Genomic DNA, 22,984 nt, shown 5'->3' on the forward strand with positions numbered 1-22,984 from the left:
CTCAGGCCCCGAACGCGGACGCGCAGAAGTCGGCGAAGTCGCGCGGTTCGCGGCCGAGCGCCTCGCGCACCCCGGTGGTCACCGAGGCGTTGCGGCCGTCGAAGACCTCCGCGCACAGGGCGGTGACGATCTCGGCATAAGCCGGGCCGGCCGCCTCGACCAGCGCGGCGTGGAACTCCTCCAGGGTCACCGGCACGTAGGCGACCTGGCGGCCGGACGCGGCGCTGATCTCGGCGGCGGCCTCGGCGAAGGTGAGCAGCCGGGGCCCGGTCACGTCGTAGACCTTGCCGGTGTGCCCGTCCTGGGTGAGGGCGGCGACCACGACGTCGGCGATGTCGTCGGCGTCGATCAGCGGCTCGGCGATGTCCCCGGCGGGCAGCGCGAACGCGCCGTCGAGCACGGAGTCGCGCAGCGCGCCCTCGCTGAAGTTCTGCGCGAACCAGCTCGCCCTGACCACCGTGACGTCCAATGTGGACTCAAGGACGATCTTCTCGCACACGCCTGCGTTGTGCTCGCCGCGCCCGGACAGCAGGACCAGGCGCCGAACGCCCGCCCCGGTGGCCAGGGTGACGAACCGCTCGATGGCGGCGGGCGCGCTGCTCGCGGCCAGGTCGGGGGCGTAGGTGAGGTAGACGGACTCGGCGCCGGTGAGCGCGCCTGCCCAGGTGTCGGGGTCGGACCAGTCGAACCTGGGGGTGGTGCCGCGCGACACGCCGGTCGCCTCGACGCCGAGGCGCTCCAGGCCGCGCAGCACGCGAACGCCGGTCTTGCCGGTGGATCCGATGACGAGAATGGACACGGTCACTCCTCGGGTAGGCGCACAGTTGGTGATGGCGTCCAGTCTGTTGGCAGATCTCTGGACGCTCAATGACCTCAAGTCCGGCCTTCTATGCCGATCGTCCACGGATGCTGGACGATCGGTTAGAGTAGCCGCATGCCGAGCCCGACCCGCGACATCCCCGGCAGCACCGACCTGCTCGGGGAGGCCCTGCACCTGCTGCGGCTGACCGGCACGCTCTACTGCCGCGCCGAGTTGAGCGCGCCGTGGGGCGTGGACGTGCCGGAGCTGAGCGAGTACATGATCTTGCAGGTCGTGACCGCCGGGGAGGCGTGGCTGCAGGTCGAGGACGGGGACCCGGTCCGACTCCCCCAGGGCAGCCTCACGCTCTTGCCGCACGGCTCGCGGCACCGGCTGCGCAGCGCCCCGGACGCGCCGACCGAGCCGCTGTTCGACCTCGCGGTGACCCGCGTCAGCGAACGCTTCGAGACCATGACCTATGGCGGCGGTGGCGCGCGCAGCCAGGTGACTTACGCCGTGATGCGCTTCGACCACGTCGCCGCACACCGGCTGATCGCGCAACTGCCCCCGGTGCTCTACCTGCGCTCCCTCGACGACGACTGGGTGCACAGCACCCTCAACCTGATCACCAGGGAGGCCCAGGCGCCGCGGCCGGGTGGCGAGACCGTCCTCACCAGACTCGCCGACGTCCTGGTCATCCAGTCCATCCGCGCCTGGCTCGACACCGCGGCCGAGGCCCGTCGCGGCTGGTTGGCGGCGTTGCGCGACGAGCACATCGGTCGCGCGCTGTTGGCGGTGCACCGCGCACCGGAACTCCCGTGGACGGTGGGTTCCCTCGCCGCAGCGGTGGGGATGTCGCGCTCGGCGTTCGCCGCCCGGTTCACCGAACTGGTCGGCGAACCGGTGATGCGCTACTTGGCGCTCTGGCGCCTGCAACAGGCCCGCCTGCACCTCGGCGAGTCCACCGAACCCCTGCACGCCATCGCCCGCCGGTTCGGCTACACCTCGGAAGCAGCGTTCTGCCGGGCCTTCAAACGGGAGTTCGGCATCGCCCCCGGCGCGGCCCGGCACCAGCCGCGCACCGTCCTACCCGGACAGTTGACCGGCTGAGACGCCAAACGGCCGGATCCCGCGAGGGATCCGGCCGTTCAGGCTGGGAGGGCGCCCAGATCAGAGGTGGAACCGGCTGACCTGGCTCTGCAGCTCAGCCGAGAGGCGCGACAGGTCGTCGAGCACGTCGGTGGTCTTGGTGACGGTGCCGGTGGTGTTGCCCGCGCTCTCCGCGACGCCACCGATGTTGGCGGCGATCTCGGAGACACCGGCGGAAGCCTCGCCGACGTTGCGGTTCATCTCGGTGGTCGTCGCGGTCTGCTCCTCCACCGCCGAGGCGATGGTCAGCTGGAAGTCGTTGATCCGACCGATGATCTCGGAGATCTCGTCGATCGCGTTCACCGCGTTCGCCGTGTCCGCCTGGATCATCTCCACACGACGCGAGATGTCCTCAGTGGCCTTCGCGGTCTCCTGGGCCAGATCCTTGACCTCGTTCGCGACAACCGCGAAGCCCTTGCCCGCGTCACCGGCACGGGCGGCCTCGATGGTGGCGTTCAGGGCCAGCAGGTTGGTCTGCTCGGCGATGCTGGTGATCACCTTGACGACGTTGCCGATCTCCATCGACGACTCGCCCAGCTTCGCCACGGTGCCGTTGGTGGCAGCGGCAACCGACACGGCCTGACCGGCCACGCCCGCGGCCTCGTTGGCAGACTGCGCGATCTCCTTGATCGAGGCCGACATCTCGTCAGCACCGGTCGCGACCGTCTGCACGTTGCGGGCGACCTGGTCCGCGGCGGCGGTGACGACACCGGCCTGGGCGGAGGTCTCCTCGGCGGAGGCGGTGACCTGGCTGGACATGTCCGCCATCTGCTGGGTGGAGGCCTTCAGCGAGCCGACACCGCGGGAGATGGTGCCGACGATGGCGCGGGTGCCGTCGGTGGCCTTGTTGAGCGCGGCGGCCATCCGGCCGACCTCGTCCTTGGAGCGGACCTCGACGCGCTGGGTGAGGTCACCGTCGGCCACGGCCTCGAGGGCGGCGGACAGGCCGCGCATCGGCTTGGTGATCGAGCGGGTGATCAGCAGGCCGACGCCGAAGCTGACGACCAGGCCGACGCCGAGCAGGCCGACGGCGATGGCGATGCTGCTGTCGCGCTCGGCGCTGACCGACTCGATCTCGGTGAGGGTGCGCTGGCGCTCGGCCTCGAGCATGCGGGCGGAGACCTCGTTGAACTTGACCAGCAGCGGCAGGGCCTCGGTGTAGAAGGCCTGCACACCGGTCGCGGCGTCACCGCTCATCGCGGCGGGCATGACCTTCTTGCCGAGGACCTCGCCGAACGCGGCGCTGGCGGCGTTCCACTCGTCGATCAGCTTCTGGTCGAAGGTGCCGCGCTTCTGGTAGCTCTCGTACGCCGCGAAGGACACGTCGATCTTGGCGTTGGCCTCGCCGAGGATCTTCTGCGCCTCGGTCGGGTTGCCGATCGCGGTGGCCAGCAGCATGTACAGGGTGCCGCCGGAACCCGCGGAGTTCAGCGTGTTCAGGTCGGTGAGCGCGGCGACGTTGTTGTCGATGCGCTTGGTGGCGTCCGCGGCGGAGTTCAGCGCGAACACGCCGACGAGGCCCACCGCGATGGTGACCAGCGTCGAGAGGACGACAACGGAGAGGATCTTCGTGGTCAGGGAGCGGTTGGCGAACACCCCTCGCACGCCCCCTGGGCCCGTGGTCACGGGGTCTGCGGTGGTGGACTGGGTCATAGCCTTCGCGCCCTTCGTCGAGTCCTGCCGCGGGGACCGCTCGCGCAGACCGGGTTCCGGCCGCTGCGAGCATGGCCCAACCCGCGTTGGTTCCAGCGTCAACGGACCTCATCGGCGCACCCGAGCGGCACCTGACCAAATCGGACCACCCGTTCGAGTGAGAATCGCGCCGCGCCCGGCATGTCGCCTGATCAGGGCATACCGGTTTCCCCCACAGGCGCCGCGTGCTGTGGTGAGCGGTACGGGTCGGCCGACCCGTGCCCCCTCGGCGAGAGGAGCCGTCGATGCGTCCGGACTCCCCCATGACGATGGTCCTACCCGAGCAGCAGGTGCGCGAACGGGTACACCGGCTCGTGCCGGAACTGTGGGGAACGCTGGCCGACCTGGTCCGGCACCGGTCGGTCGCGGCCAACCCCGACCCGCCGCTGGCGGTCACCGCGCACACGATCGCCAAGCTGTTCCAGCAGGCGGGGCTGAGCACGGCCAAGGTGGACACGATCACCCACGGCGACAAGACCTCCGCGCCGCTGGTGCTGGCCGACGAGGTGGCCCACCCCGGGGTCACCACCGTGCTGCTCTACGGGCACTACGACGTGCAGCCCGCGGACCTCACCCAGTGGACGACCAAGCCGTTCGAGCCCATCGAGAAGATGGACGAGCACCACGACATGCGCCTCTACGGGCGCGGCGCCGCCGACGACAAGTCCGGCGTGGTGATGCACCTCGGCGCGATCAAGGCGCTGCGCGGGGACCGCGGCCAGTTGCCGCTCAACATCAAGCTGGTGCTCGAGGGCGAGGAGGAGTCCGGCACCAGCGTGCTCGAGAGGTACCTGACGGCCAACCCCGACGACCCGCGGTTCCAGGCCGACCTGGTCATCATCGCCGACTCCGGCAACGTCGAGCGCGGCGCGCCGACGCTGACCGAGACCCTGCGCGGCATCATCGCCGCGGACGTCGTGGTGGAGACGCTGGCGGCCAAGGTCGACAGCGGCATGTACGGCGGCCCGGTGCCCGACGCGTTCATGGCGCTGGTGCAGATCCTGGCCACGCTGCAGGACCGCAAGACCGGGGACGTGGCGATCGCGGGCCTGACCCAGTACGACCACACCTGGCCGACGGTGTCGGAGGCCACCTACCGGCGCGACGCCGGGGTGCTGCCCGCGACCAGCCTGATCGGCTCCGGCACGATCGCCAAGCTGCTCTACGGCAAGCCGTCGATCAACGTGGTCGGCCTCAGCGGCCTCCCGCTGGTCAGCGGCGCGCAGAACCTGCTGTGCGCGAAGGCGAAGGCCAAGATCAGCATGCGGCTGGCGCCGGACCAGGACCCGGACGCGGCCTACGCCGCGCTGGAGGCGCACATCATGGCCGCGGCGCCGTGGGGGCTGAAGCCGGTGGTGAAGCGGACCGCGTCCGGCTCGGGGTTCATCGCCGCGACCGGTGAGCACAGCAAGGAGATCGAGCGGGCACTGCTGGAGGCCTACCACGCGAGCACGGTGGCCAAGGCGGGTCAGGGCGGGTCGATCCCGCTGGTCAACGCGTTCCAGGTGGCCAACCCGGACGCCGACATCGTGCTGTGGGGCTGCGAGGAGCCGGTCGCGCACGCGCACGGCGCCGACGAGAGCGTGAGCCAGTCGGAACTGGAGCACATGACCCTCGCCGAGGCGCTGCTGCTGCAGTCGGTGATGAGCCCGATCCCGATCCAGGCGGGCTGAGCTCAGTAGAGCAGGGCGGCGAACAGCGGCCCGAAAGCGCCGCCGAGCTGGAAGAACAGCGAGTACAGGCCCACCGCGACCGGTCGGTGGGCCTGGCTGAGCCGTTCGGTACCGATGATCATGAGACCCGCCTGCGCCGACACCATGGCCAGCACGGCCAGCCCCAGACCGGCCAGCGGCAGCAGCGGGTCCAGGCCCACCAGTTCACCGAGGACCTGGGCGATCACGGCGAGCACCAGCACCGCGGCGAGCACGCGCGCGCGACCGAACCGCTCGAAGTTGGCGGCGAGGAACATCGACAGCGCGGAGCCCGCCAGCAACACCACGAGCTGGGCGATACCGATGTCTATAGCGCCCCACTCGGCGCTGCGTAGCTCTGCCGGGACGCGGTAGAGCAAGAAGAAGTAGCCGACGGACAGCACCAGAATCAGCGCGCACGCCATCAGGTAGCGCTTACTGCGAACCAGTGCGACGGGCACGAATCCCTCGGGCCTTACGCGGATCCAGAGCACAAGCGGCACCAGGGTCACGACCACCATCACCGCGGCGATCGAGAACCGGGTGCTTAGCACCAACGCGAGCACCAGCCCCAAGAACAAGGCAGCGCCCACAGTGTCGAACTTGACGCGCTCAGGCGCTGCGGTAGGCAGTTGTGGTGCCACGAACGGGACAGCGATCAAGGCAACGGCCCCCACCGCCAACGCCAGGTGCCAGGACGACACCGAGGTCACCAACAGCCCGACCACCGGGCCCAGCGCACCGCCGACACCCGCGCCCGCGGTCACCAGGCCCGCTCGGGCGACCGTCCCGGCCGCGTTGATCGCGACGACCATCAACCCGCTACCGCCGAACCCCTGGATGGCCCGCCCCGCGATGAGCCACTGCACCGTCGGCGCGACGAGCACGAGCAGGATGCCGAGCAGGAAGAACAGCGCGCTGACCACCAGTGCCGCGCGGGCACCGCGGCCGCGGATGAGGTGGCCCGCCAGCGGCGTGCCGACCGCGAGCCCGAGCCCGAACGCGGTGATGACCCACGCGACGGAGACGACCGAGGTGCCGAGGTCGGTGGCCAACTGGGCGAACAGCAGCCCGGGCGCGTTGTTGGCCATCGCGATCGGCGCGGCCAGCAACGGCAACCAGACCGCCGCCACCGGCTTGCCCACCCGCGGTGGCGCCAGCGCTGTCATTGAACTCCCTCAGCCCTCGTGACCATAGCGGCGCGACCCGGCCACCAGTCGGCTCAACGCCGCAATCGGCCACGACGATGGCGATCCACGTGGACCTGGCCTGTGAGATCCGGCACCAGGGGCTCGGGCTTCAGCGGATCGGCGTCAGGGGATGGGAGTGGATGGGCGTCAGTGGATGGGGATGAGCAGGCCGTGCTCGGCGGTGGGGCGGGGGCCGCGGATCCGGCGGTCGCGGGCATCGATCGGCAGGTCGTTGATGCTGGCCTCGCGGCGGGCGTTGCGGCCGTCGGGGGCGAACTCCCACAGTTCGTTGCCGTAAGAGCGCCACCACTGGCCGGTGCTGTCCTGGCACTCGTACTGGAAGCGGACGCCGATGCGGTTGCCGCGGAAGCCCCAGAGCTCCTTGCGCAGCGCGTAGTCGCGTTCGGTGTCCCACTTCTCCTGCAAGAAGGCGATGATCTCGGCGTGGCCGGTGAGGAGCCGGTCGCGGTTGCGCCACACCGAGTCCGGTGTGTAGGCGAGGGCGACCCGCTCGGGGTCGCGGGTGTTCCACAGGTCCTCGGCGGCCTGGACCTTGCGGGTGGCGGTGTCGAGGGTGAACGGCGGCACGAGCGGCATGGCGACCCCTTCGGAGAACGTGCGTTCTCCGGGTACCGTAGAGAACGACCGTTCTCCGCCGCAAGGGGGCACCGTGGACGTGGACGAGGCCGCCGCTCGGCTGCTGGACACCGCTGAGCGGCTGTTCTACGAGCGGGGTGTGCACAACGTGGGCATGGACGACCTGCGGTCCGCCGCCGGGGTGTCGCTCAAGCGGGTGTACCAGTGCTTCCCGTCGAAGGAGGACCTCGTCGTCGCGTACCTGCGGCGGCGGCACGGGTGGTGGATGGGGTCGCTGCGCGCGTACGTCGCCGAACACGGGCAGGACGTCCTCGCGGTGTTCGACTGGCTCGACCGGTGGTTCCGGGAGCCGGGCTTCCGCGGGTGCGCGTTCGTCAACTCTGTTGGCGAGCTGGGGGCGACCTGTCCGGCAGTGGTCGACGTTGCGCTGGAGCACAAGAGGGCTCTGCGGTCTTACCTGGGGGAACTCGCTGATAGAGCCGGGATCGCCGGCTCGCATCTCGCGCTACTCGTCGAGGGGGCGATCTCGATGGCCGCTGTAGGAGGAGAGCCCTCGGCGGCCCAGCACGCACGCCAGGCCGCCGAGGAGTTGCTTAGCTAGACGCGCGCAGGCGAAGACCCTTGTCACCGTTGGTAAGAGTCAAGGTCTGGCCCTCGATGCTGTACTCGGTGGCCTGCCCAAGTGCGGCGACGATGGCGTTCTCCACCTCGGAGCTACCGTCGGCGCAAGCCATCTTGGTCAACAGAGGCGGCTCGAACTTCAGCGTTGACCCTGCCGCGGTGTAGGTAGCACTACCGCTGTTGCAGCCGGTCTGGATGTTGACCCGGTCGGCCGCGAAGGTCAGCGACGCCTGGCCCGCCGCGGGGTTGGACGCGGCGGTTTCCCCGACCAGCAGGGACTCCACGGTCCAGGTGGGTCCGGCCAGGGCGGCCTTCTTGGGCTCGGTCAACACCAACTCCGTCTCCGCCGACGCCAAGGTCAGCTTGTCGCCGTCGAGGCGCCAGGTCGGCTTGGCCTCCAGCAGCTTGGCCAGCCACTGGTCCTGGTCGTGCAGCGGGGCGTCGCAGGCCATCTCGGTGATGCTCAGCTCGCCGGGCTGCAGGGTGCCGCCGGAGAAGGACACCGTGCCGCCGATTGTGTTGCAGCCCGCGTTCGCGGTCAGCCTGCCGTCCTCGTGGAAGTTCAGGCTGACCGACGACCCGGGTACCAGGGCGTGCGGCGTGCCCTTGTCCGAGGCGGAGTTCGCCGTGAAGGTCTTGCCCGAGGGGGTGGGCCCGCTCTGCGGGGACTCGCCCTGGTTCGCGGGCGTCGTCCCGCCCTGGGCGCACCCAGCGAGGGCGAGCAGGGCGACCAGCGTCGAGGTCAGCAGTCGTGTGCGCATGCCAGGGGGACGGAACTCCCGGCCCGGCGGGTTGTCCGGATCGCGCGGATTCATCATCCCAGTTGCCGGCAAAATCGGACGACTCGCCGTCGGCACGGTCGTTAGGCTGCGGCGATGCCTACTACGCATCCCGGCCCCGTCACGCCCGCCGATGTCGGCGACGCTGTCGACCTCGTCATCTCCGTCTTCGGCAAAGTGCCTACCGAGCAGTGGGAGCGACAAGCGGGATCCCTCGACTGGACCTGCTGGGAGACTGCTGAACATATCGCCGACTGCCTGTTCTACTACGGCGGGCAACTGGCCACCCGCGTCCCACCGACCGACACCCAACCGTTCGACTGGGCGACCCGGCGCGAAGGCGGCCCTACCGGCATCATCTTCGCGGACCGCGCCGCCGGGACCGATGGCCTGATGCAGGTCCTAGAGGCTTGCGGGACGATCCTGTCTTCGATTGTCACCACTGTCCGCCCTACCGGTCTCGCGCACCACTCTTACGGCAAGTCGGACCCCGAGGGATTCGCGGCCATGGGCGTGGTGGAGACGCTGGTGCACGGGCTCGACCTCGCCGAAGGACTGGGGATCGACTGGAACCCGCCGGACGAGCTGTGCGACCGGATCCTGGCGCGGCTGTTCGCCTACGCACCCGATGACGTGCACGGATGGCAGGCGCTGCAGTGGTGCACGGGCCGCATCGAACTACCCGGCAGGCCGCGTCTGACCAAGTGGCAGTGGGATGGCACGCCGCGCTAGTTCCACTATGGACATTCCATAAAGGACACTTGCGGCGGTGGATAGACTCGCTGGCGGAGGTGGCAGCCATGCGCGTTCTCCTGACAGCTCTCCTCTTGGCCACAACCGTGGCCGGTGGGGCACAACAGGCTTCCGCGGCTCCCCCTGGGGGCGGCCAGGTCGAGGGTCTACCACCGTATGTAGCGGTCATAAGACCGGTGACCGCCGAACGGTTGGGTAAGAGCTGGCGACCAGGCTGCCCAGTCGGCCCCGATGCTCTAGCACTGGTCACACTCAGCGTCGTCGGATTCGACGGTCGGGCGCACCGGGGTGAACTCGTGGTCGCCCGAGCCGTCGCGCTAGAGGTCGTCACCGCGTTCGGTGAGCTCTACCGGGCGAGGTATCCCATCGAGCGGATGCTGACCGTGGAGAAGTACGACGCCGACGATGACAAGTCGATGGCGGCCAACAACACGTCAGCCTTCAACTGCCGCCCCATCACCGGCGGCACGGAGTGGTCGAATCACTCTTACGGCCGCGCGATCGACATCAACCCGGTGGTGAACCCGTACATCTCCGGCTCGGGCACGGTCTACCCGCCCAACGGCGCGCCTTACGTCGACCGGACACGCACCGACCCGGGCCTCATCCACGCAGGTGACGCCACCGTCCGCACGTTCGAACGCCGCGGTTGGGACTGGGGCGGCTACTGGACGACGCCGATCGACTACCAGCACTTCGAGAAGCCCTAGACCTGCTTCTTCGGCAGCACCACCCGCACGCCGTAGCCGTCGAGGTCAACGGTCGTGTGGGGTGGCGCGCCGTCGTCCGAGTCGTCCCGCAGCATCAACTCGGTCTTGCGGTACTCGAGCTCCTCGCGCTTGGAGCCGGAGAAGGCGGCGCCGAGCTCGTCAAAGCCCGCGGCGGAGACTGGCGTGCCGGTCCGGTCGCGGCGCCACGGCAGCCAGCTGCGCTCGTGCATCCAGAGCCCGAAGCGCTCCAGAGCGGCAAGCACCACGAGCAGCACGACCAACCCAGGCAGGCTCATCGCCCACAGCAAGCCCATGACGCTCCAACGACCGGTAGGGCCATCACAGTTCCCGGACAAATCCGGTAATTGGCACGCACTCGTCCTGTGCTGCTCTTGTCCACTGACGGTCAAAGCGACCATGCTGGGCGAACCCTCGGGCGGGCGGACAAAGCGAGGAGGACGGGCATGTCGCGGCGACTGCAGCCCGCCGGTTCGTTGCGTGCCTACTTCGGGTGGCGACTACGCCACTGGCGGCGCGCGCGAGGGTTGTCCCAGGCCGAGCTCGGTGCTCGACTCGGCTACGGGGACTCCCACTTGAGCAAGGTCGAGAGCGGTGACCGGTGGCCACCACCGGATCTACCCGACCGGGCCGATCGGGTACTGGACACCGGCGGCGAGCTTGCCGCGCTGTGGCCACTGGTCGAGCGGGAACGGCAAGAGGGGCCCGGAGCCCGGCAAGTCGAGGCAATCCCACCCTCGACTCCGTCGAGCCCTACCGCACCCGAGGCGATGGAAGCCCTGCTGGCCGCCTATCACGAGGTGGGCTCCCAGCTGGGGAGCCGAGACTTGGTGGTGCCACTAGAACACCACGCACGGGCGGTCGTGCAGTGGCAGGCAGGATCACCTGAGCCGGAACTCGGGCGGCTCGCGGCTCGATTCGCGCAACTCGCGGGCTGGGCACGCTTCGATGGCGCGGACTACTCGACCGCCCAGTTCTGGTACACGTGCGGCCTGCACTGGGCGACGCTCGCCGACGACCGCGACCTGATGAGCAGGCTGCTGGCTCGCCAAAGCTCGGTCCACTGGTCCGTCGGTAACGCTGCCGGAGCTATCGCACTGGCCGAGCGTGCCCGCCTCGTCGAAGGAACCAGACCCGGCGTCCGCGCATGGGCCTGCCTGGCCGAGGCACGCGGTCACGCTCTTGCCGGTGATCGCCACTCCTGCGAACAACGCCTAGATGACGCCGCGTCGCTTCTAGCCGCTGCCGACCCCCGCACGGAACCCTGGGCAGCTCAATCCGTGCTCGCCCTCGCCATGGGTACCTGCTATCGCGACTTAGCAGCCCGAGACAACCACGCGACCCTGGCGACTACAGCGGTCGATCACACCACCCGTTCGTTGGCAGCCGTACCCACCATGAACGAGCACGACCGCGCGGTAGTGGCGACTCGCCTCGCGAGTTCCCACACCCACGCTGGCCAGCCCGATGAGGCGGCGTCAGTGTTGACCACCCTGTTGAGCCCATTTTCTGGCCCGCACGGGTCTGCGCGCGTAAGAGCCGAGATGCGGGTCGTGCACACCCAGCTCACCGAACACTGGCCAACGGTGGGCGCTGTGCGTGAACTGACCGACCTGGTGCGGACTCACCTGCCGAACTAGTGGCTCGCCCCAACACGTTGGCTTTCAGACAGACCTGGCCGGTGCCGGAACGTCGGCACCGGCCAGGTCCTCAGGGGCGGCGGATGGTCCTCAGAACTGCAGCGCCCACGAGTCGACCTTTCCGGTGTCCTGGTTGGCGATGTCCTGCACGCGCAGCTTCCACGTGCCGTTCGCGGCTTCACCGGAGGCGTTGACCGTGTAGGTCTTGTTCACGTTGTCGACACTGTCGTTGTTGGTGAAGTCCTCCAACAGGTAGACCGACCCGTCCGGGGCGACGAGCGACAAGACCAGGTCGCCACGGTAGGTGTGGATGATGTTCACCTCGACGTTCAGTGCCGCCGGGGCGTTGCCCGTGACACCGGTGACGGTGACCGGCGCGTCGACGGTGCCGCTGTCAGCGATGGTGACGTCGGCGGTGCTCTCGAACCGGGGACCGGTCGGCGGGGTGGTGCCGCCGTCGTTGTTGTCGATCAGGTCCTTGATCTCGTTGTAGATCAGGTTGATCCGGGCACCCTGGTTACCGGGGCATCCGCCGAGGTGGTGCAGCGCGATGACCTTGTGGTTGGCGGCCAGCACAGGGGATCCGGAGTTGCCGCCAGAGGTGTCGCAGCTGTAGCTCATGTTGTACGAGTCCGAAGCAGCGCTGCGAACCGTGCACAGCGGACCGCCTTGGGCCTCCTCGTAGATGGACAGCCTCTTAGGCTTACCGTCGCCGTGACCGGGGATGTAGATCCGCTCCCCTGCCACCGGGTTCCGCACGTCGAGGTACAGCGTGCCGAACTGCTGGATAGAGGCGAAGTTGTTCACCGAGAACAGCGTGTAGTCGAGCCTGCTAGACCCGCCGGGGCTGGTCTTGTAGAAGGTCGCGCCGCTCACCTTGGTGCCCGCGCCGGGGTTGTTGCCGCCACAGGTAGCGCAGTCGTAGGCGAACTGGACCTCCGACGACGACACTGCGGCCTGAGTTGCGATGCAGTGGTTGTTGGTCAGCACGCGGTTGGTAGCGCCAACTCGCCACGCGGTGCACAGGCCGCCACCGCTGATCAGCAGGCGTGCGACCGCGTTCGACTTCGCGTACTCGGTGGGATGACTGGTCTTGTAGCAGACGGTGTCGCGCCTAGCGTCCGTGCCGCAGACACTGAAGAAGCTGGGATTATTAGCCCTTACCTCGTCCGGGCTGTAACCACGCCAGTACCGGTCGATCGAGAAGCCAAGTCCACGAGTGGCAACCGCGGAACGCTTGTGCAACGTGACAACGGCAGCCTCGCCGTCAATGGACATCGCAGCGAAGCCCTTGCGGCCGTGCCGAGTGAAGTCGCTGTCCCCCGTGCGCGCCCCACCGGCGGTGGGATCACCGTGGTAGGTGTACACCTCACGACCGGCCGGGTCCGCGACAGTCACGAAATCCCCGGGCGCCAACCGCAGCGAGTCGAAGTGGACCTTGATGTAGGTCGCCCCCGGCTGTCGGATCTCCTGCCGCTCGGTCCCCGTGTAGGCGACCGTTCTGCCGAGAACCGTTTCCTCACCGACTTTCATCGCACCTTCGGGAACCACACCCTCGGGCGCGACCTGGGACAGTGCCGCGGCGGTAGCTGCGGGTTCGGACGAAGCCCACGCAGGGCCGAACATCGCACCGCCCGCCGCAACGGCAAGGGCGAGCACAACGATCGGGGTTCGGGCCACGTTCTCCTCCTAACAGATGTCAACGGGACATATCTCCCCCGGTATACGCGCCGCCCGTGACCACCCGATAGGAGTCCGGCCTTGACCAACCCCCTGTCAACTCGCGATCGGTAACGATCTCCGACCCCTTCACCGTTCGAACTCGACAGTGGACTAGCCGACCTTTTCCCCTGCCGCCGAAGCCAACTCCGTGCCGATGGGCTCGGTACGGGCTACCGGTCCGCACAGCCACGACGCCACTGCGCCGACTAAGCACAGCGCGATGGCGCAGCCGAACGCGATCGCCAGTCCGTGGGAGAACGGTTCGGAGATCAGGCTGGGGAAGAAGCCCCGACCGGTCAGGTACGTCGCCTGGTCCGGTGGCAGCGTGGACAGCTGGTCGCCCAGGAGTTGCCGGATCGGGTTGTAGCCGAGGAACGCGGCGAACAGCACCGCGACGGCGGGCAAGGAGGCCACTTGGGCGGCGGAGTCGGCCGACACGCCGTGGGCTTGGAGGCCGGTGCGCATGGCGTCGGGCAGGCTGCTCGCGAACCCGGCGATGATCAGGCTGAAGAAGAAGCCGATCGACAGGACCATCGCGGTGTTCTGGAACGTCGTCATCATCCCGGAGCCGGAGCCGCGGGCGTGCGGTGGCAGGCTGTTCATCACCTCGGCTCGGTTCGGCGAGGAGAACATCCCCATACCGATGCCGTTGAGCACAAGAACCGCGGCGAACGCCGGGTACGGGAAGTTCACCGGTAGCGCTATCAGCAGCACGAACGACAACGCGGTGATCAGCAGCCCGACCGACGCGAGCACCCGACTGCCCACGCGATCGGACAAGATGCCGGACGCGGGAGCGGACACGAGAAAGCCGACGGTCATCGGCAGCATGTAGATGCCCGCCCACAGCGGGGTCTGCTCGTAGCTGTAACCGTGCTGCGGTAGCCAAATCCCCTGTAGCCACACAATCAGGATGAACTGCAGCCCGCCCCGACCGAGCGAGGCCGCGAAGTTGGCCACGTTGCCCCAGGTGAACGACCGCGACCGGAACAGCGACAGGTCGAACAGCGGATTGGCGACCCGGCGTTCCACCTGAACGAACACGGCCAACACCAGCACACCGCCGATCAGGCAAGCGAGCACGAACGGACTCCCCCAGCCCGTCTGCGAGTCGCCGTAAGGCTGGATGCCGTAGGTAATCCCGACCAGCAACGCGATAAGCCCGACGGCGAAAGTGAGGTTCCCCCACCAATCCATCCTGGCGTGCTTGCGCACCCCCGTGTCGTGCAGCTTCAGATAGGCCCAGACGGTGCCGACCACCCCGACCGGAACGGACACCAGGAACACCAGGTTCCAGTTCACCGGCGCCAGCACGCCGCCGACCACGAGGCCGAGGAACGACCCGGCGATCGCGGCCACGCCGTTGACCCCGAGGGCCAGGCCGCGCTGGTTCGCCGGGAACGCGTCGGTCAAGATCGCCGAGGAGTTCGCCATCAGGAACGCGCCGCCGACACCCTGCACCACCCGCCAGCCGATCAGCCACAGCGCGGCGGCGTCGCCGGTGAACCAGGTGGCGGCCAGCAGGACCGAGGACACGGTGAACACGGCGAAGCCCAGGGTGTACATCCGCGCCCGCCCGTACATGTCCCCCAGCCGCCCGAAGCCGACCACCAGCACGGCGGTGACCACCAGGAACCCCATGATCATCCACAGCAGGTAGCCGGTGTTGGCCGGTTCCAGCGGGTCGATCCCGATGCCCGCGAAGATGTCGGGCAGCGCGATGAGCACGATCGAGGAGTTGATCGTGGCGAGCAGCATGCCCAGCGTGGTGTTCGACAGCGCGATCCACTTGTACCGCGGCCCCGGCGCGAACCCCTGGTCCGCGCCCGCCGCCTGGCCGGTCCGAGTCACTTAGCCATGCTAAGCAAAAGCTTAGCCGCAGGGCAATGACCGCTGTCACACCCGCGCGCCCACCCCGGCCGCGCTACCCTGGCCGCACGAAATGAACGACGCTCGAATAGTCGTCGACGAGTCCCCCCGAAAAGCAAACCGTGCGCCGCCGCGACAAACCGACTGTTGTTCGGCGCGGTCCCGGTTTCACATTTTCCCACGGGCCGAACTGCCAAAAGTCGGACAGGGCAGAACCAACGAGGTAGGCCGAACGCGGGAAGCACGCACCCCATTTCCCGCGCTCGTTGCGCCATGCGGCTGACAATGGCCGAAATGGCGCTGTGGCCCGCGATCGGAGCTCACTACACTCCAATCCTGCGCCAACGCACATTCCGCCGCCGGGGGGCGGCTGCCGGATCCGGGGAATCCAGGTCGGGGGTGAGGCTGGTGGAGGCAGCGTTCGGGATACTGGGCGCGACGGCACTGCGGCTCGACGGGGTGCTCGACGCGGGCTGGGAGTCGCCCAAGCCCAAGGCGATGCTGGCGGCCCTGCTGGTCGCCCCGGGCCGCACGCTGCCCGGTGACGCGCTGGTGCGCTGGGTGTGGTCGCAGGAGCAGCCGCGGCCGACCCGCACCACCGCGACGCTGGACACCTACGCGACCCGGATCCGCAAGCTGCTCAAGCGGTTGCCGGTCACCGCGACCCTGCGCGGGCACCGCGGCGCCTACCGGCTCGACACCGACCGCGCCGCCATCGACTACTTCCAGTTCCGCGACCTGGTCGCCACCGCGCAGCGGCACTTCCGCGACGGCCGCTCCGCCGAGGCCGCCCACCACGCCGACCAGGCCCTGCGGCTGAGCCGGGGCCGCCCGCTCGACGACCTGCGCTCGGCCGGGGCGCTGGCCTGGCGCACCCGCTTCGAGCGCGACGAGCTCATCCCGGCGCACACCACGCACCTCAACGCGCTGATCGACCTCGGCCGCGCCGACGAGGCCCTGGTGCTGCTCGACGACCTGCAGTCCGAGCACCAGGACAGCCTCGCGCTGCACAAGGCCAGGCTGGCGGTCCTGCACGCGCTCGAGCGGGCCGAGGAGGCCAGCGAGTACTACCTCGACGTGCACCGGTCACTGCGCACCGAGGGCGATCCGCAAGCCGCCGACCACCTGCGCCGCCACCACGAGTCGCTGATCACCCGGGCGCACAGCGCGCCGTGGACCGCCCCGCGGGAGTACCAACCGCCCCGGCAGCTGCGGTTCGACGTGCACAACTTCGTCGGCCGCGCCGACCAACTGTCCGAATTGAACGCTCACGCCCTCGACGCCGACGGCGTGCCGGTGCGCGGGATCATCGTGCTGGAGGGCATGCCGGGCGTCGGCAAGACCAGCCTGGCCGTCCACTGGGGACACCGGGTGCGCGACCGCTTCCCCGACGGCGACCTGTTCGTCGACCTGCACGGCCACTCCGGCACCCCGGCGGCGACGCAGGCCTCGGTGATCGACGAGCTGCTGCTCGGCCTCGGCGAGGAACCGGACACCTCGGCCGCGCCCCGCGCCCGCGCCGCGGTCCTGCGCCGGACGCTGGCCAACCGGCACACGCTGGTGCTGCTGGACAACGCCCGCAACTCCGACCACGTCCGGGAGCTGCTGCCGCTGCTCGCCGAGTGCCTGGTGGTGGTGACCAGCCGCAACTCGCTGACCGCCCTGGCCACCAAGTACAACGCGCAGCGCATCCAGGTGCAGCCGATGACGGAGGCGGAATCGACCACGCTGCTGGGCACCCGGCTCGGTGGGCGCGCCGACGCCGGGCTGCGCGCCGAGGTGGTCCGCCTGTGCGGCGGGCTGCCGCTGGTCATCGCCGTGGTCGGCCAGAACATCGCCGAGTACCGGCTGCGCCGCGAGCACGCCGACCTCCCGCCCCGGCGCCTGCTGCTCGAACTGGGCATCGACGCCGACGGGGACAACTCGCCGCAGACCCTGTTCACCTGGTCCTACCGGGCCCTCCCGCAAGCGGCCCGACGCCTGTTCCGCCTGCTCGGCCTGCACCCCGGCAGCGAGTTCTCGGTGTCGGCCGCGCAGTCGTGCTGGGGCCGCGACGAGGCCGAGACCCGCGAGTGCCTGGCCACCCTGGTCGGCGCCCACCTGCTGGAGCGCACCGACTCCCTGGACCGCTTCCGCTTCCACGACCTCATCGGCGAGTGCGCCAACAACCTCGCCCACACCGACGAACCCACCGAACTCCGCCACACCGCCACACGCCGCGTGCTCGCCTTCTACCTGGCCTCCGCCACCGCCGCCCACCACACCCTCTACCCCGACAGCGACGCCGGTCCCCCATTCGATCTGCCCGCGCAGGTGAGCCCCCTGACCTACGCCGACGAGGACGCAGCGCGAACCTGGTTCGCCACCGAGCACAGCACCCTGATGGCCACGATCACGACCGCCGCGAACACCGGCAACCACGACCTGGCCTGGCGACTGCCGCACGCGGTGAGCACCTACCTCGAGCAGCTCGGCTACCACGAGGACTACCGGCAGGCGATGGAGACCGCCGTGACCTCGGCGAACGCGGACGGCGAGGAGGAAGCGGAGGCGTCGTCGCTGGCCGACCTCGGGCGCAGCCACCTGACCTCGGGCAGGCTGGCGGACGCGCAACGGTGCCTGCACCAGGCCATGGTGTTCGCCGACGCGTCGGGCAACCAGCGGGGGCAGTGCGCGATCCGGTTCCACCTCGGCCGCATCGCGATGCTGGTGGGCGACGCCACCACCGGGGTGCGGCTACTGGGCGAGAGCCTGGAGCTGGCACAAGCGGCCGACGACATCGAGGCCAGGCGCTGGACGCACTACGAACTGGGTGACGCGCTGCGGGTCGCGGGTGAGCCCACCAAGGCACTGCTGCACCTGCGGGAGGCCCAGCAGCACGCGATCGCGGCGGGCGACGACTACGCGTTGGCGCTGGTCCTGGCCGGGATCAGCTCGGTGTCGCTGGCGCACGGCGAGCACACCGAGGCCGCCGCCTTCGGGGTGGCGGCGGTCAGCACGGCCGAGTCCTCGCGCAACACCAGCGCCATCGTCACCACCTGCACGGTGCTCGCCGAGGTCCGACTCACCACCGGCGCGTCAGCGGCCGCCGAACTGCTGGCCACCCGCGCGGTCTCCCTCGCCGAACGCGTCCACGACGTCCCCGTCCACGCCCGAGCCGCCGAGGTCCTGGGCGACGTCCTCGCCGAGCAGGGCAGGCACGCCCAAGCCCGCCGCACCTGGCTGGAGGCCGACGAGCTCTACCACCGCCTGGGCAGCACCGCCGGACGGCACCGGATCTACACCAAGATCGCCGACCTGTCCCACTGACGAGCTACTCCGTTGGTGAGGCGACTGCGCCAGATACCACCACGGGCATCGACCTCAGCTGATATCAGCCACGATCGTGTGATCTCATTCGTAGCAACCTTCGGCCGTTCGCGTTGATCTTCGAGGTCAGGGCCGTCTCGGCTACCCGGCGCTGCGAACAACTCCAGGTTTGGTGACCGCCAGAGGGTTGACTCCCCACGAACGGGTGGTAGAGACTCGGCCGGGATGATCAACGCGCTCGCCAGTGCCGTCGAGCGCCTCGAGAAAGTCAGAAACAACCTTGCTGAAGAAGGTCCTGCCCCTCGCCGCACTCCTGCTCGCCCCGGTCGCCGCGGTCGTCTACGTCGTGGTCACCGGTGACATCGAGACCGGATTGGCGTGGTGGAAGTTGCGCTGAGGATCGACCGCGAGTCCACTTCGGACTCACGGCGTCAGGGCCGCGGTTCGGCGGCGAACGCGCCCAGGCGGTGGAACAGCTGCAGGTGCGTCAGACCGCAGAAGACCGCCAGTTCCGCGACCGCCCCGGGTTCCAAGTGGACGATGCCGTCCTCGTCGGACTCATCGGACTCGGCGGCGTTGTCGAGCCGGTGGCGCGCCCAGCGGCGCAGCGGTTCCAAGTCGGCCGCGTGGTCGAGTACCAGCAGCCGCAGGTCGACGACGCACGCCAGCAGGTGCGGCTCGACCCCGGCTTGGCGCATCGCGGTGCTGAGCACGTCCGGCGCGGGGATGCCCAGCGCCTCGCAGATCGCGACGAACCGACCGAGCGTGCACTGCCGGATCCCGAGCTCGTAGGTGGCGATGGTCTGCGAGTGGATTTCACGATCAAGTTTCGCGACCAGTTGCGCCCTGGTCCAGCCGAGCGCCTCGCGCGCGGTGCGCAACTCGTGCCCGATGGCGCGTAGCAGCGCCGGATTGGTCAGGACCCGCTCTCGGCGGTCGCTCACACCAACCCCCTGAATTAGACCTCGCGGCCCGCCGATGACCATGTTCGGCGCCAAAGAACTGGTCGTGACGACCCGCGATCCCGTTACACGGTTCCCATAATTTGAGCTATTGTCGCCTCGTCAGACGAATGCTCGACGAACAAGGCGGTTGCCGGTCCCGCCCATGATGATCTTGCCGCTCGGAGCCGTTGCGCGCGAGTGCCTTGTGATCGAGATCCTAATGTTCACCAATGCCACACCTTATCTGCGAATTCCATTCACACCAGTCCAATCGGCGCCCACCTCGGCATTCACACCAGTCCAGTGAATGCCGGTGAACGCGGCCGGGCACCCCTACCGACCCCGCCCGCCGGGTGATTGACTGGCGGGCATGAGCACTGCTGAGGCGACCGAGCGGGTTACGCGGCCGACCATCCTCACCGTCGACGACGACCCCGGGGTATCGCGGGCGATCGCGCGGGACCTGCGCAGGCAGTACGGCGAGGCGTACCGGGTGGTGCGGGCGGAGTCCGGGGAGCAGGCGCTCGAGGCGGTGCGGGAGATCAAGCTGCGCGGCGAGGACGTGGCCGCGCTGCTGGCCGACTACCGGATGCCCGGGATGTCCGGTATCGAGTTCCTCGAGCAGGCCATGGAGGTCTTCCCGCTGGCCCGCCGGGTGCTGCTGACCGCATACGCCGACACCGACGCGGCGATCCGGGCCATTAACGTCGTTGACCTGGACCACTACCTGCTCAAGCCGTGGGACCCGCCGCAGGACAAGTTGTACCCGGTGCTCGACGAACTGCTGGCCTCCTGGTCGGCGGCGGCTCGGCGACCCGCGCGGCAGGTGCGCGTGGTGGGGCACCGCTGGTCGAGCCGCTCCTATCAGGTGCGCGACTTCCTGGCGCGCAACTGCGTCCCGTTCCGCTGGCACGCCCTCGGCGAGGACCCCGAGGGCAACCGGCTGTTGAGCGCGGCGGGCCAGGACGGCACGCGGCTGCCGGTGGTGGTCACCGAGGACGGCACCGCGCTGGTCGAGCCGACCGACGCAGAGTTGGCGGCCACCGTGGGGCTCAGCACGGTCCCGGCGACCGACTTCTACGACCTGATCGTGGTCGGCGGCGGTCCGGCGGGCCTGGGCGCCGCGGTCTACGGCGGGTCCGAGGGGCTGCGCACGGTGCTGGTCGAGCGGATGGCGACCGGCGGGCAGGCGGGCACCAGCAGCCGGATCGAGAACTACCTGGGCTTCCCCGACGGCGTGTCCGGCGAGCAGTTGACCGAGCGGGCACGCCGACAGGCGGCGAAGTTCGAGGTCGAGATGCTGACCACCCGCAAGGTCGTGGGGCTGCAGCCGCGCGGCGCGGCCCGGGTGGTGCGCTTCGACGACGGCACGGAACTGGCCGCGCACACGGTGATCCTTGCGACCGGGGTGTCCTACCGCGTGCTCACCGCGCCCGGCCTCGACGAGCTGGCAGGCCGGGGCGTGTTCTACGGCGCGGCGACGACCGAGGGCCCGAGTTGCGCGGGCCAGGACGTCTACATCGTCGGCGGCGCGAACTCGGCGGGCCAGGCCGCGATGTACTTCGCCCGGCACGCCAAGCGGGTGGTGCTCGTGGTCCGCGGCCAGTCGCTGGACCGGTCGATGTCGCGGTACCTGATCGATCAGATCGCCGAGGTGCCGCAGATCGAGGTGCTGACCTGCACGGAGGTCGTCGGCGGCGCGGGCGGCGACCACCTGGAGAGCCTGACCCTGCGGCACAACGACACCGGCACGACGAGCACGGTCGAGGCGTCGTGGCTGTTCGTGTTCATCGGCGCCGCCCCGCGCACCGACTGGCTGGAGGGCACGCTCACCCGCGACCGCAACGGTTTCGTGGTCGCGGGCCCGGACCTGGTGGTCGACGGCGCCCGGCCCGCGGGCTGGGACCTCGACCGCGACCCCTACCACCTGGAGACGAGCCTGCCCGGGGTGTTCGTGGCAGGCGACGTGCGGGCGGAGTCGGTCAAACGCGTGGCCTCCGCGGTCGGTGAGGGCGCGATGGCCGTGACACTGGTGCACCGGTACCTGGAGAAGGCATGACCCCCGACGAGCTGCGCGGCCTGTTCCTGTTCGAGAGCCTCGACGACGACCAGTTGGCCTGGTTGGCCGCGCACGGGGTGGAGGAGACCTTCGCGCAGGGCACCGAACTGCTCACCGAAGGTGCGCCCGCCACGTGTTTCTCCGTACTGCTGGAGGGCGCGGTCTCACTGTTGCGCACGGTCGGCAGCGAACGCGCGGAGATTTCGCGAACCGACCACCGCGGTGCCTATTTCGGCGCGACACAGGCTTATCTGCAGGACGATGTCGCATCGCGGCGGGTTTACCTGATGACGGTTGTCGCGGTCACCGATGTCCGGGTGTTGCAGTTGCCCGCGGCGGAGTTCGGCCCGGCGGTCCGGTCGTGGTTCCCGATGGGGATCCACCTGCTCGAAGGCCTGTTCTGGGGAATGCAGAACACGCAAGCCGTGGTGGGGCAACGGGAGCGGTTGCTGGCCCTGGGTTCGCTCACCGCCGGGCTGACCCACGAGCTGAACAACCCGGCGGCGGCCGCCGTGCGCGCGACGGCATTGTTGCGCGAGCGGGTGGCCGGGATGCGGCACAAGTTGGCACTGCTGGCAGGCGGAGCGATCGACCCGGCGGTGTTGCCATCGCTGGTGCGGTTGCAGGAGGAGGCCGTCGAGCGGGTCGCCAAGGCGCCGCAGCTGAGTCCCATGGAGGCCAGCGACCGCGAGGACGAACTGGCCGACTGGCTCGACGAGCAGGGCATCGCGGGCGGCTGGGACCTGGCGCCGATCCTGGTCACCAACGGGCTGGACGTGGCGTGGCTGGCTGGCGCGGTCGGCCGGTGCCCGGCGACGGCGACCGAGGCCGCGGTGCGGTGGCTGGCGTACACGGTGGAGACCGAGGCGCTGATGGACGAGATCGAGGACGCCACCACCCGCGTCTCCACCCTCGTCGGCGCGGCCAAGCAGTACTCCCAACTCGACCGCGCGCCGTTCCAGGTGGTCGACGTGCACGAACTGCTCGACGCGACCCTGGTCATGCTCGGCGGCAAGATCGGCCACGGGGTCCGGGTGGTCCGCGAGTACGACCGCTCCCTGCCGCCGCTGCCCGGCTACGCCGCCGAGCTCAACCAGGTCTGGACCAACCTGGTGGACAACGCCGTCGCCGCGATGGGCGGCACCGGCACGCTGACCGTGCGCACCGGCCTCGACGGCGACCGGCTCGTGGTCCGGATCGCCGACACCGGCCCGGGCATCCCCGCCGAGGTGCGCACCCGGATCTTCGAACCGTTCTTCACGACCAAGCCGGTCGGCGAGGGAACCGGGCTGGGGCTGGACATCTCGTGGCGGATCGTGGTCGACAAGCACCACGGCGACATCCGCGTCGAGTCCACTCCCGGCCACACGGAGTTCGAGGTCAGGCTGCCGCTCCGCCAGCCGTGATCGCGCTACCGTGGAGCCACTCAACCTGGGGGAAGG

At 69.5% G+C, this 22,984-nt stretch carries 18 protein-coding genes; 9 read left to right on the forward strand and 9 right to left on the reverse strand.

The window, feature by feature from the left end; translation table 11 throughout:
- Position 1: 1 nt before the first annotated feature.
- Positions 2-799, reverse strand: coding sequence for a Rossmann-fold NAD(P)-binding domain-containing protein (locus LV75_RS29970; protein ID WP_308211065.1), 798 nt, complete (start codon positions 797-799; stop codon positions 2-4).
- 135 nt (positions 800-934) lie between these two features.
- Between LV75_RS29970 and LV75_RS29975 the strand changes: the two genes are divergently transcribed.
- Positions 935-1,909, forward strand: a complete 975-nt coding sequence (locus tag LV75_RS29975; protein ID WP_253890720.1) for an AraC family transcriptional regulator — start codon at positions 935-937, stop codon at positions 1,907-1,909.
- Positions 1,910-1,969: 60 nt separating this feature from the next.
- Here the strand turns inward: LV75_RS29975 and LV75_RS29980 are convergent, their stop codons facing one another.
- Positions 1,970-3,553, reverse strand: coding sequence for a methyl-accepting chemotaxis protein (locus LV75_RS29980; protein WP_253890721.1), 1,584 nt, complete (start codon positions 3,551-3,553; stop codon positions 1,970-1,972).
- 332 nt (positions 3,554-3,885) lie between these two features.
- Here LV75_RS29980 and LV75_RS29985 point away from each other — a divergent pair, with 332 nt between their 5' ends.
- Positions 3,886-5,313, forward strand: a complete 1,428-nt coding sequence (locus tag LV75_RS29985) for a M20/M25/M40 family metallo-hydrolase (protein WP_253890722.1) — start codon at positions 3,886-3,888, stop codon at positions 5,311-5,313.
- Positions 5,314-5,315: 2 nt separating this feature from the next.
- Here the strand turns inward: LV75_RS29985 and LV75_RS29990 are convergent, their stop codons facing one another.
- Positions 5,316-6,500, reverse strand: a complete 1,185-nt coding sequence (locus tag LV75_RS29990) for an MFS transporter (protein ID WP_253890723.1) — start codon at positions 6,498-6,500, stop codon at positions 5,316-5,318.
- A 168-nt stretch (positions 6,501-6,668) separates the two neighbouring features.
- Complete coding sequence (locus LV75_RS29995; RefSeq protein ID WP_253890724.1) at positions 6,669-7,118, reverse strand: nuclear transport factor 2 family protein; 450 nt, start codon at positions 7,116-7,118, stop codon at positions 6,669-6,671.
- A gap of 73 nt (positions 7,119-7,191) precedes the next feature.
- On the opposite strand from LV75_RS29995, the gene LV75_RS30000 reads away from it, so the two are divergent.
- Positions 7,192-7,719, forward strand: coding sequence for a TetR/AcrR family transcriptional regulator (locus tag LV75_RS30000; protein ID WP_253890725.1), 528 nt, complete (start codon positions 7,192-7,194; stop codon positions 7,717-7,719).
- Here LV75_RS30000 and LV75_RS30005 read toward each other — a convergent pair.
- Positions 7,712-8,500 carry an META domain-containing protein gene (locus LV75_RS30005; RefSeq protein WP_253890726.1) on the reverse strand — a complete coding sequence of 263 codons (789 nt, stop codon included), beginning with the start codon at positions 8,498-8,500 and terminating at the stop codon, positions 7,712-7,714. The genes LV75_RS30000 and LV75_RS30005 overlap by 8 nt on opposite strands.
- 114 nt (positions 8,501-8,614) lie before the next feature.
- Between LV75_RS30005 and LV75_RS30010 the strand changes: the two genes are divergently transcribed.
- Positions 8,615-9,250: a DinB family protein gene (locus LV75_RS30010; RefSeq protein ID WP_253890727.1), complete on the forward strand. Its 636-nt coding sequence runs from the start codon at positions 8,615-8,617 to the stop codon at positions 9,248-9,250.
- A gap of 197 nt (positions 9,251-9,447) precedes the next feature.
- Positions 9,448-9,981: a M15 family metallopeptidase gene (locus LV75_RS35695; protein WP_253890728.1), complete on the forward strand. Its 534-nt coding sequence runs from the start codon at positions 9,448-9,450 to the stop codon at positions 9,979-9,981.
- Here LV75_RS35695 and LV75_RS30020 read toward each other — a convergent pair.
- Positions 9,978-10,295: a DUF6191 domain-containing protein gene (locus LV75_RS30020; protein ID WP_253890729.1), complete on the reverse strand. Its 318-nt coding sequence runs from the start codon at positions 10,293-10,295 to the stop codon at positions 9,978-9,980. The genes LV75_RS35695 and LV75_RS30020 overlap by 4 nt on opposite strands.
- Before the next feature lie 150 nt (positions 10,296-10,445).
- Between LV75_RS30020 and LV75_RS30025 the strand changes: the two genes are divergently transcribed.
- Positions 10,446-11,639, forward strand: a complete 1,194-nt coding sequence (locus tag LV75_RS30025) for a helix-turn-helix domain-containing protein (protein ID WP_253890730.1) — start codon at positions 10,446-10,448, stop codon at positions 11,637-11,639.
- Positions 11,640-11,729: 90 nt separating this feature from the next.
- Here the strand turns inward: LV75_RS30025 and LV75_RS30030 are convergent, their stop codons facing one another.
- Positions 11,730-13,319, reverse strand: a complete 1,590-nt coding sequence (locus LV75_RS30030; RefSeq protein ID WP_308211066.1) for a proprotein convertase P-domain-containing protein — start codon at positions 13,317-13,319, stop codon at positions 11,730-11,732.
- A 153-nt stretch (positions 13,320-13,472) separates the two neighbouring features.
- Entirely contained in the window at positions 13,473-15,119 is a 1,647-nt protein-coding gene (locus LV75_RS30035; RefSeq protein WP_253890831.1) for an MFS transporter, read from the reverse strand.
- A 519-nt stretch (positions 15,120-15,638) separates the two neighbouring features.
- On the opposite strand from LV75_RS30035, the gene LV75_RS30040 reads away from it, so the two are divergent.
- Entirely contained in the window at positions 15,639-18,539 is a 2,901-nt protein-coding gene (locus tag LV75_RS30040; RefSeq protein WP_253890731.1) for an AfsR/SARP family transcriptional regulator, read from the forward strand.
- Between the two features lie 431 nt (positions 18,540-18,970).
- On the opposite strand, the gene LV75_RS30045 is transcribed toward LV75_RS30040, so the two are convergent.
- Positions 18,971-19,483: a helix-turn-helix domain-containing protein gene (locus LV75_RS30045; protein ID WP_253890732.1), complete on the reverse strand. Its 513-nt coding sequence runs from the start codon at positions 19,481-19,483 to the stop codon at positions 18,971-18,973.
- Positions 19,484-19,853: 370 nt separating this feature from the next.
- Here LV75_RS30045 and LV75_RS30050 point away from each other — a divergent pair, with 370 nt between their 5' ends.
- Together LV75_RS30050 and LV75_RS30055 are read left to right on the forward strand one after the other, a co-directional pair.
- Positions 19,854-21,542, forward strand: coding sequence for an NAD(P)/FAD-dependent oxidoreductase (locus tag LV75_RS30050; RefSeq protein WP_253890733.1), 1,689 nt, complete (start codon positions 19,854-19,856; stop codon positions 21,540-21,542).
- Complete coding sequence (locus LV75_RS30055) at positions 21,539-22,948, forward strand: ATP-binding protein (protein ID WP_253890734.1); 1,410 nt, start codon at positions 21,539-21,541, stop codon at positions 22,946-22,948. Before LV75_RS30050 ends, LV75_RS30055 begins: the two co-directional genes overlap by 4 nt.
- The last annotated feature ends 36 nt before the right edge of the window (positions 22,949-22,984 follow it).

The sequence above is a fragment of the Actinokineospora diospyrosa genome, from assembly GCF_024171925.1.
Taxonomy (GTDB): Bacteria; Actinomycetota; Actinomycetes; order Mycobacteriales; family Pseudonocardiaceae; genus Actinokineospora; species Actinokineospora diospyrosa.

What these genes read in the sequence shown, in the direction of transcription:
- LV75_RS29995 (WP_253890724.1), bottom strand. Translation starts at nt 7,118, where the DNA reads ATGCCGCTCGTGCCGCCGTTCACCCTCGACACCGCCACCCGCAAGGTC.
- LV75_RS30035 (WP_253890831.1), bottom strand. Translation starts at nt 15,119, where the DNA reads ATGCTGCTCGCCACGATCAACTCCTCGATCGTGCTCATCGCGCTGCCC.
- LV75_RS30050 (WP_253890733.1), top strand. Translation starts at nt 19,854, where the DNA reads ATGAGCACTGCTGAGGCGACCGAGCGGGTTACGCGGCCGACCATCCTC.
- LV75_RS29975 (WP_253890720.1), top strand. Translation starts at nt 935, where the DNA reads ATGCCGAGCCCGACCCGCGACATCCCCGGCAGCACCGACCTGCTCGGG.
- LV75_RS30020 (WP_253890729.1), bottom strand. Translation starts at nt 10,295, where the DNA reads ATGGGCTTGCTGTGGGCGATGAGCCTGCCTGGGTTGGTCGTGCTGCTC.
- LV75_RS30025 (WP_253890730.1), top strand. Translation starts at nt 10,446, where the DNA reads ATGTCGCGGCGACTGCAGCCCGCCGGTTCGTTGCGTGCCTACTTCGGG.
- LV75_RS30010 (WP_253890727.1), top strand. Translation starts at nt 8,615, where the DNA reads ATGCCTACTACGCATCCCGGCCCCGTCACGCCCGCCGATGTCGGCGAC.
- LV75_RS29990 (WP_253890723.1), bottom strand. Translation starts at nt 6,500, where the DNA reads ATGACAGCGCTGGCGCCACCGCGGGTGGGCAAGCCGGTGGCGGCGGTC.
- LV75_RS29985 (WP_253890722.1), top strand. Translation starts at nt 3,886, where the DNA reads ATGCGTCCGGACTCCCCCATGACGATGGTCCTACCCGAGCAGCAGGTG.
- LV75_RS30055 (WP_253890734.1), top strand. Translation starts at nt 21,539, where the DNA reads ATGACCCCCGACGAGCTGCGCGGCCTGTTCCTGTTCGAGAGCCTCGAC.
- LV75_RS30005 (WP_253890726.1), bottom strand. Translation starts at nt 8,500, where the DNA reads ATGCGCACACGACTGCTGACCTCGACGCTGGTCGCCCTGCTCGCCCTC.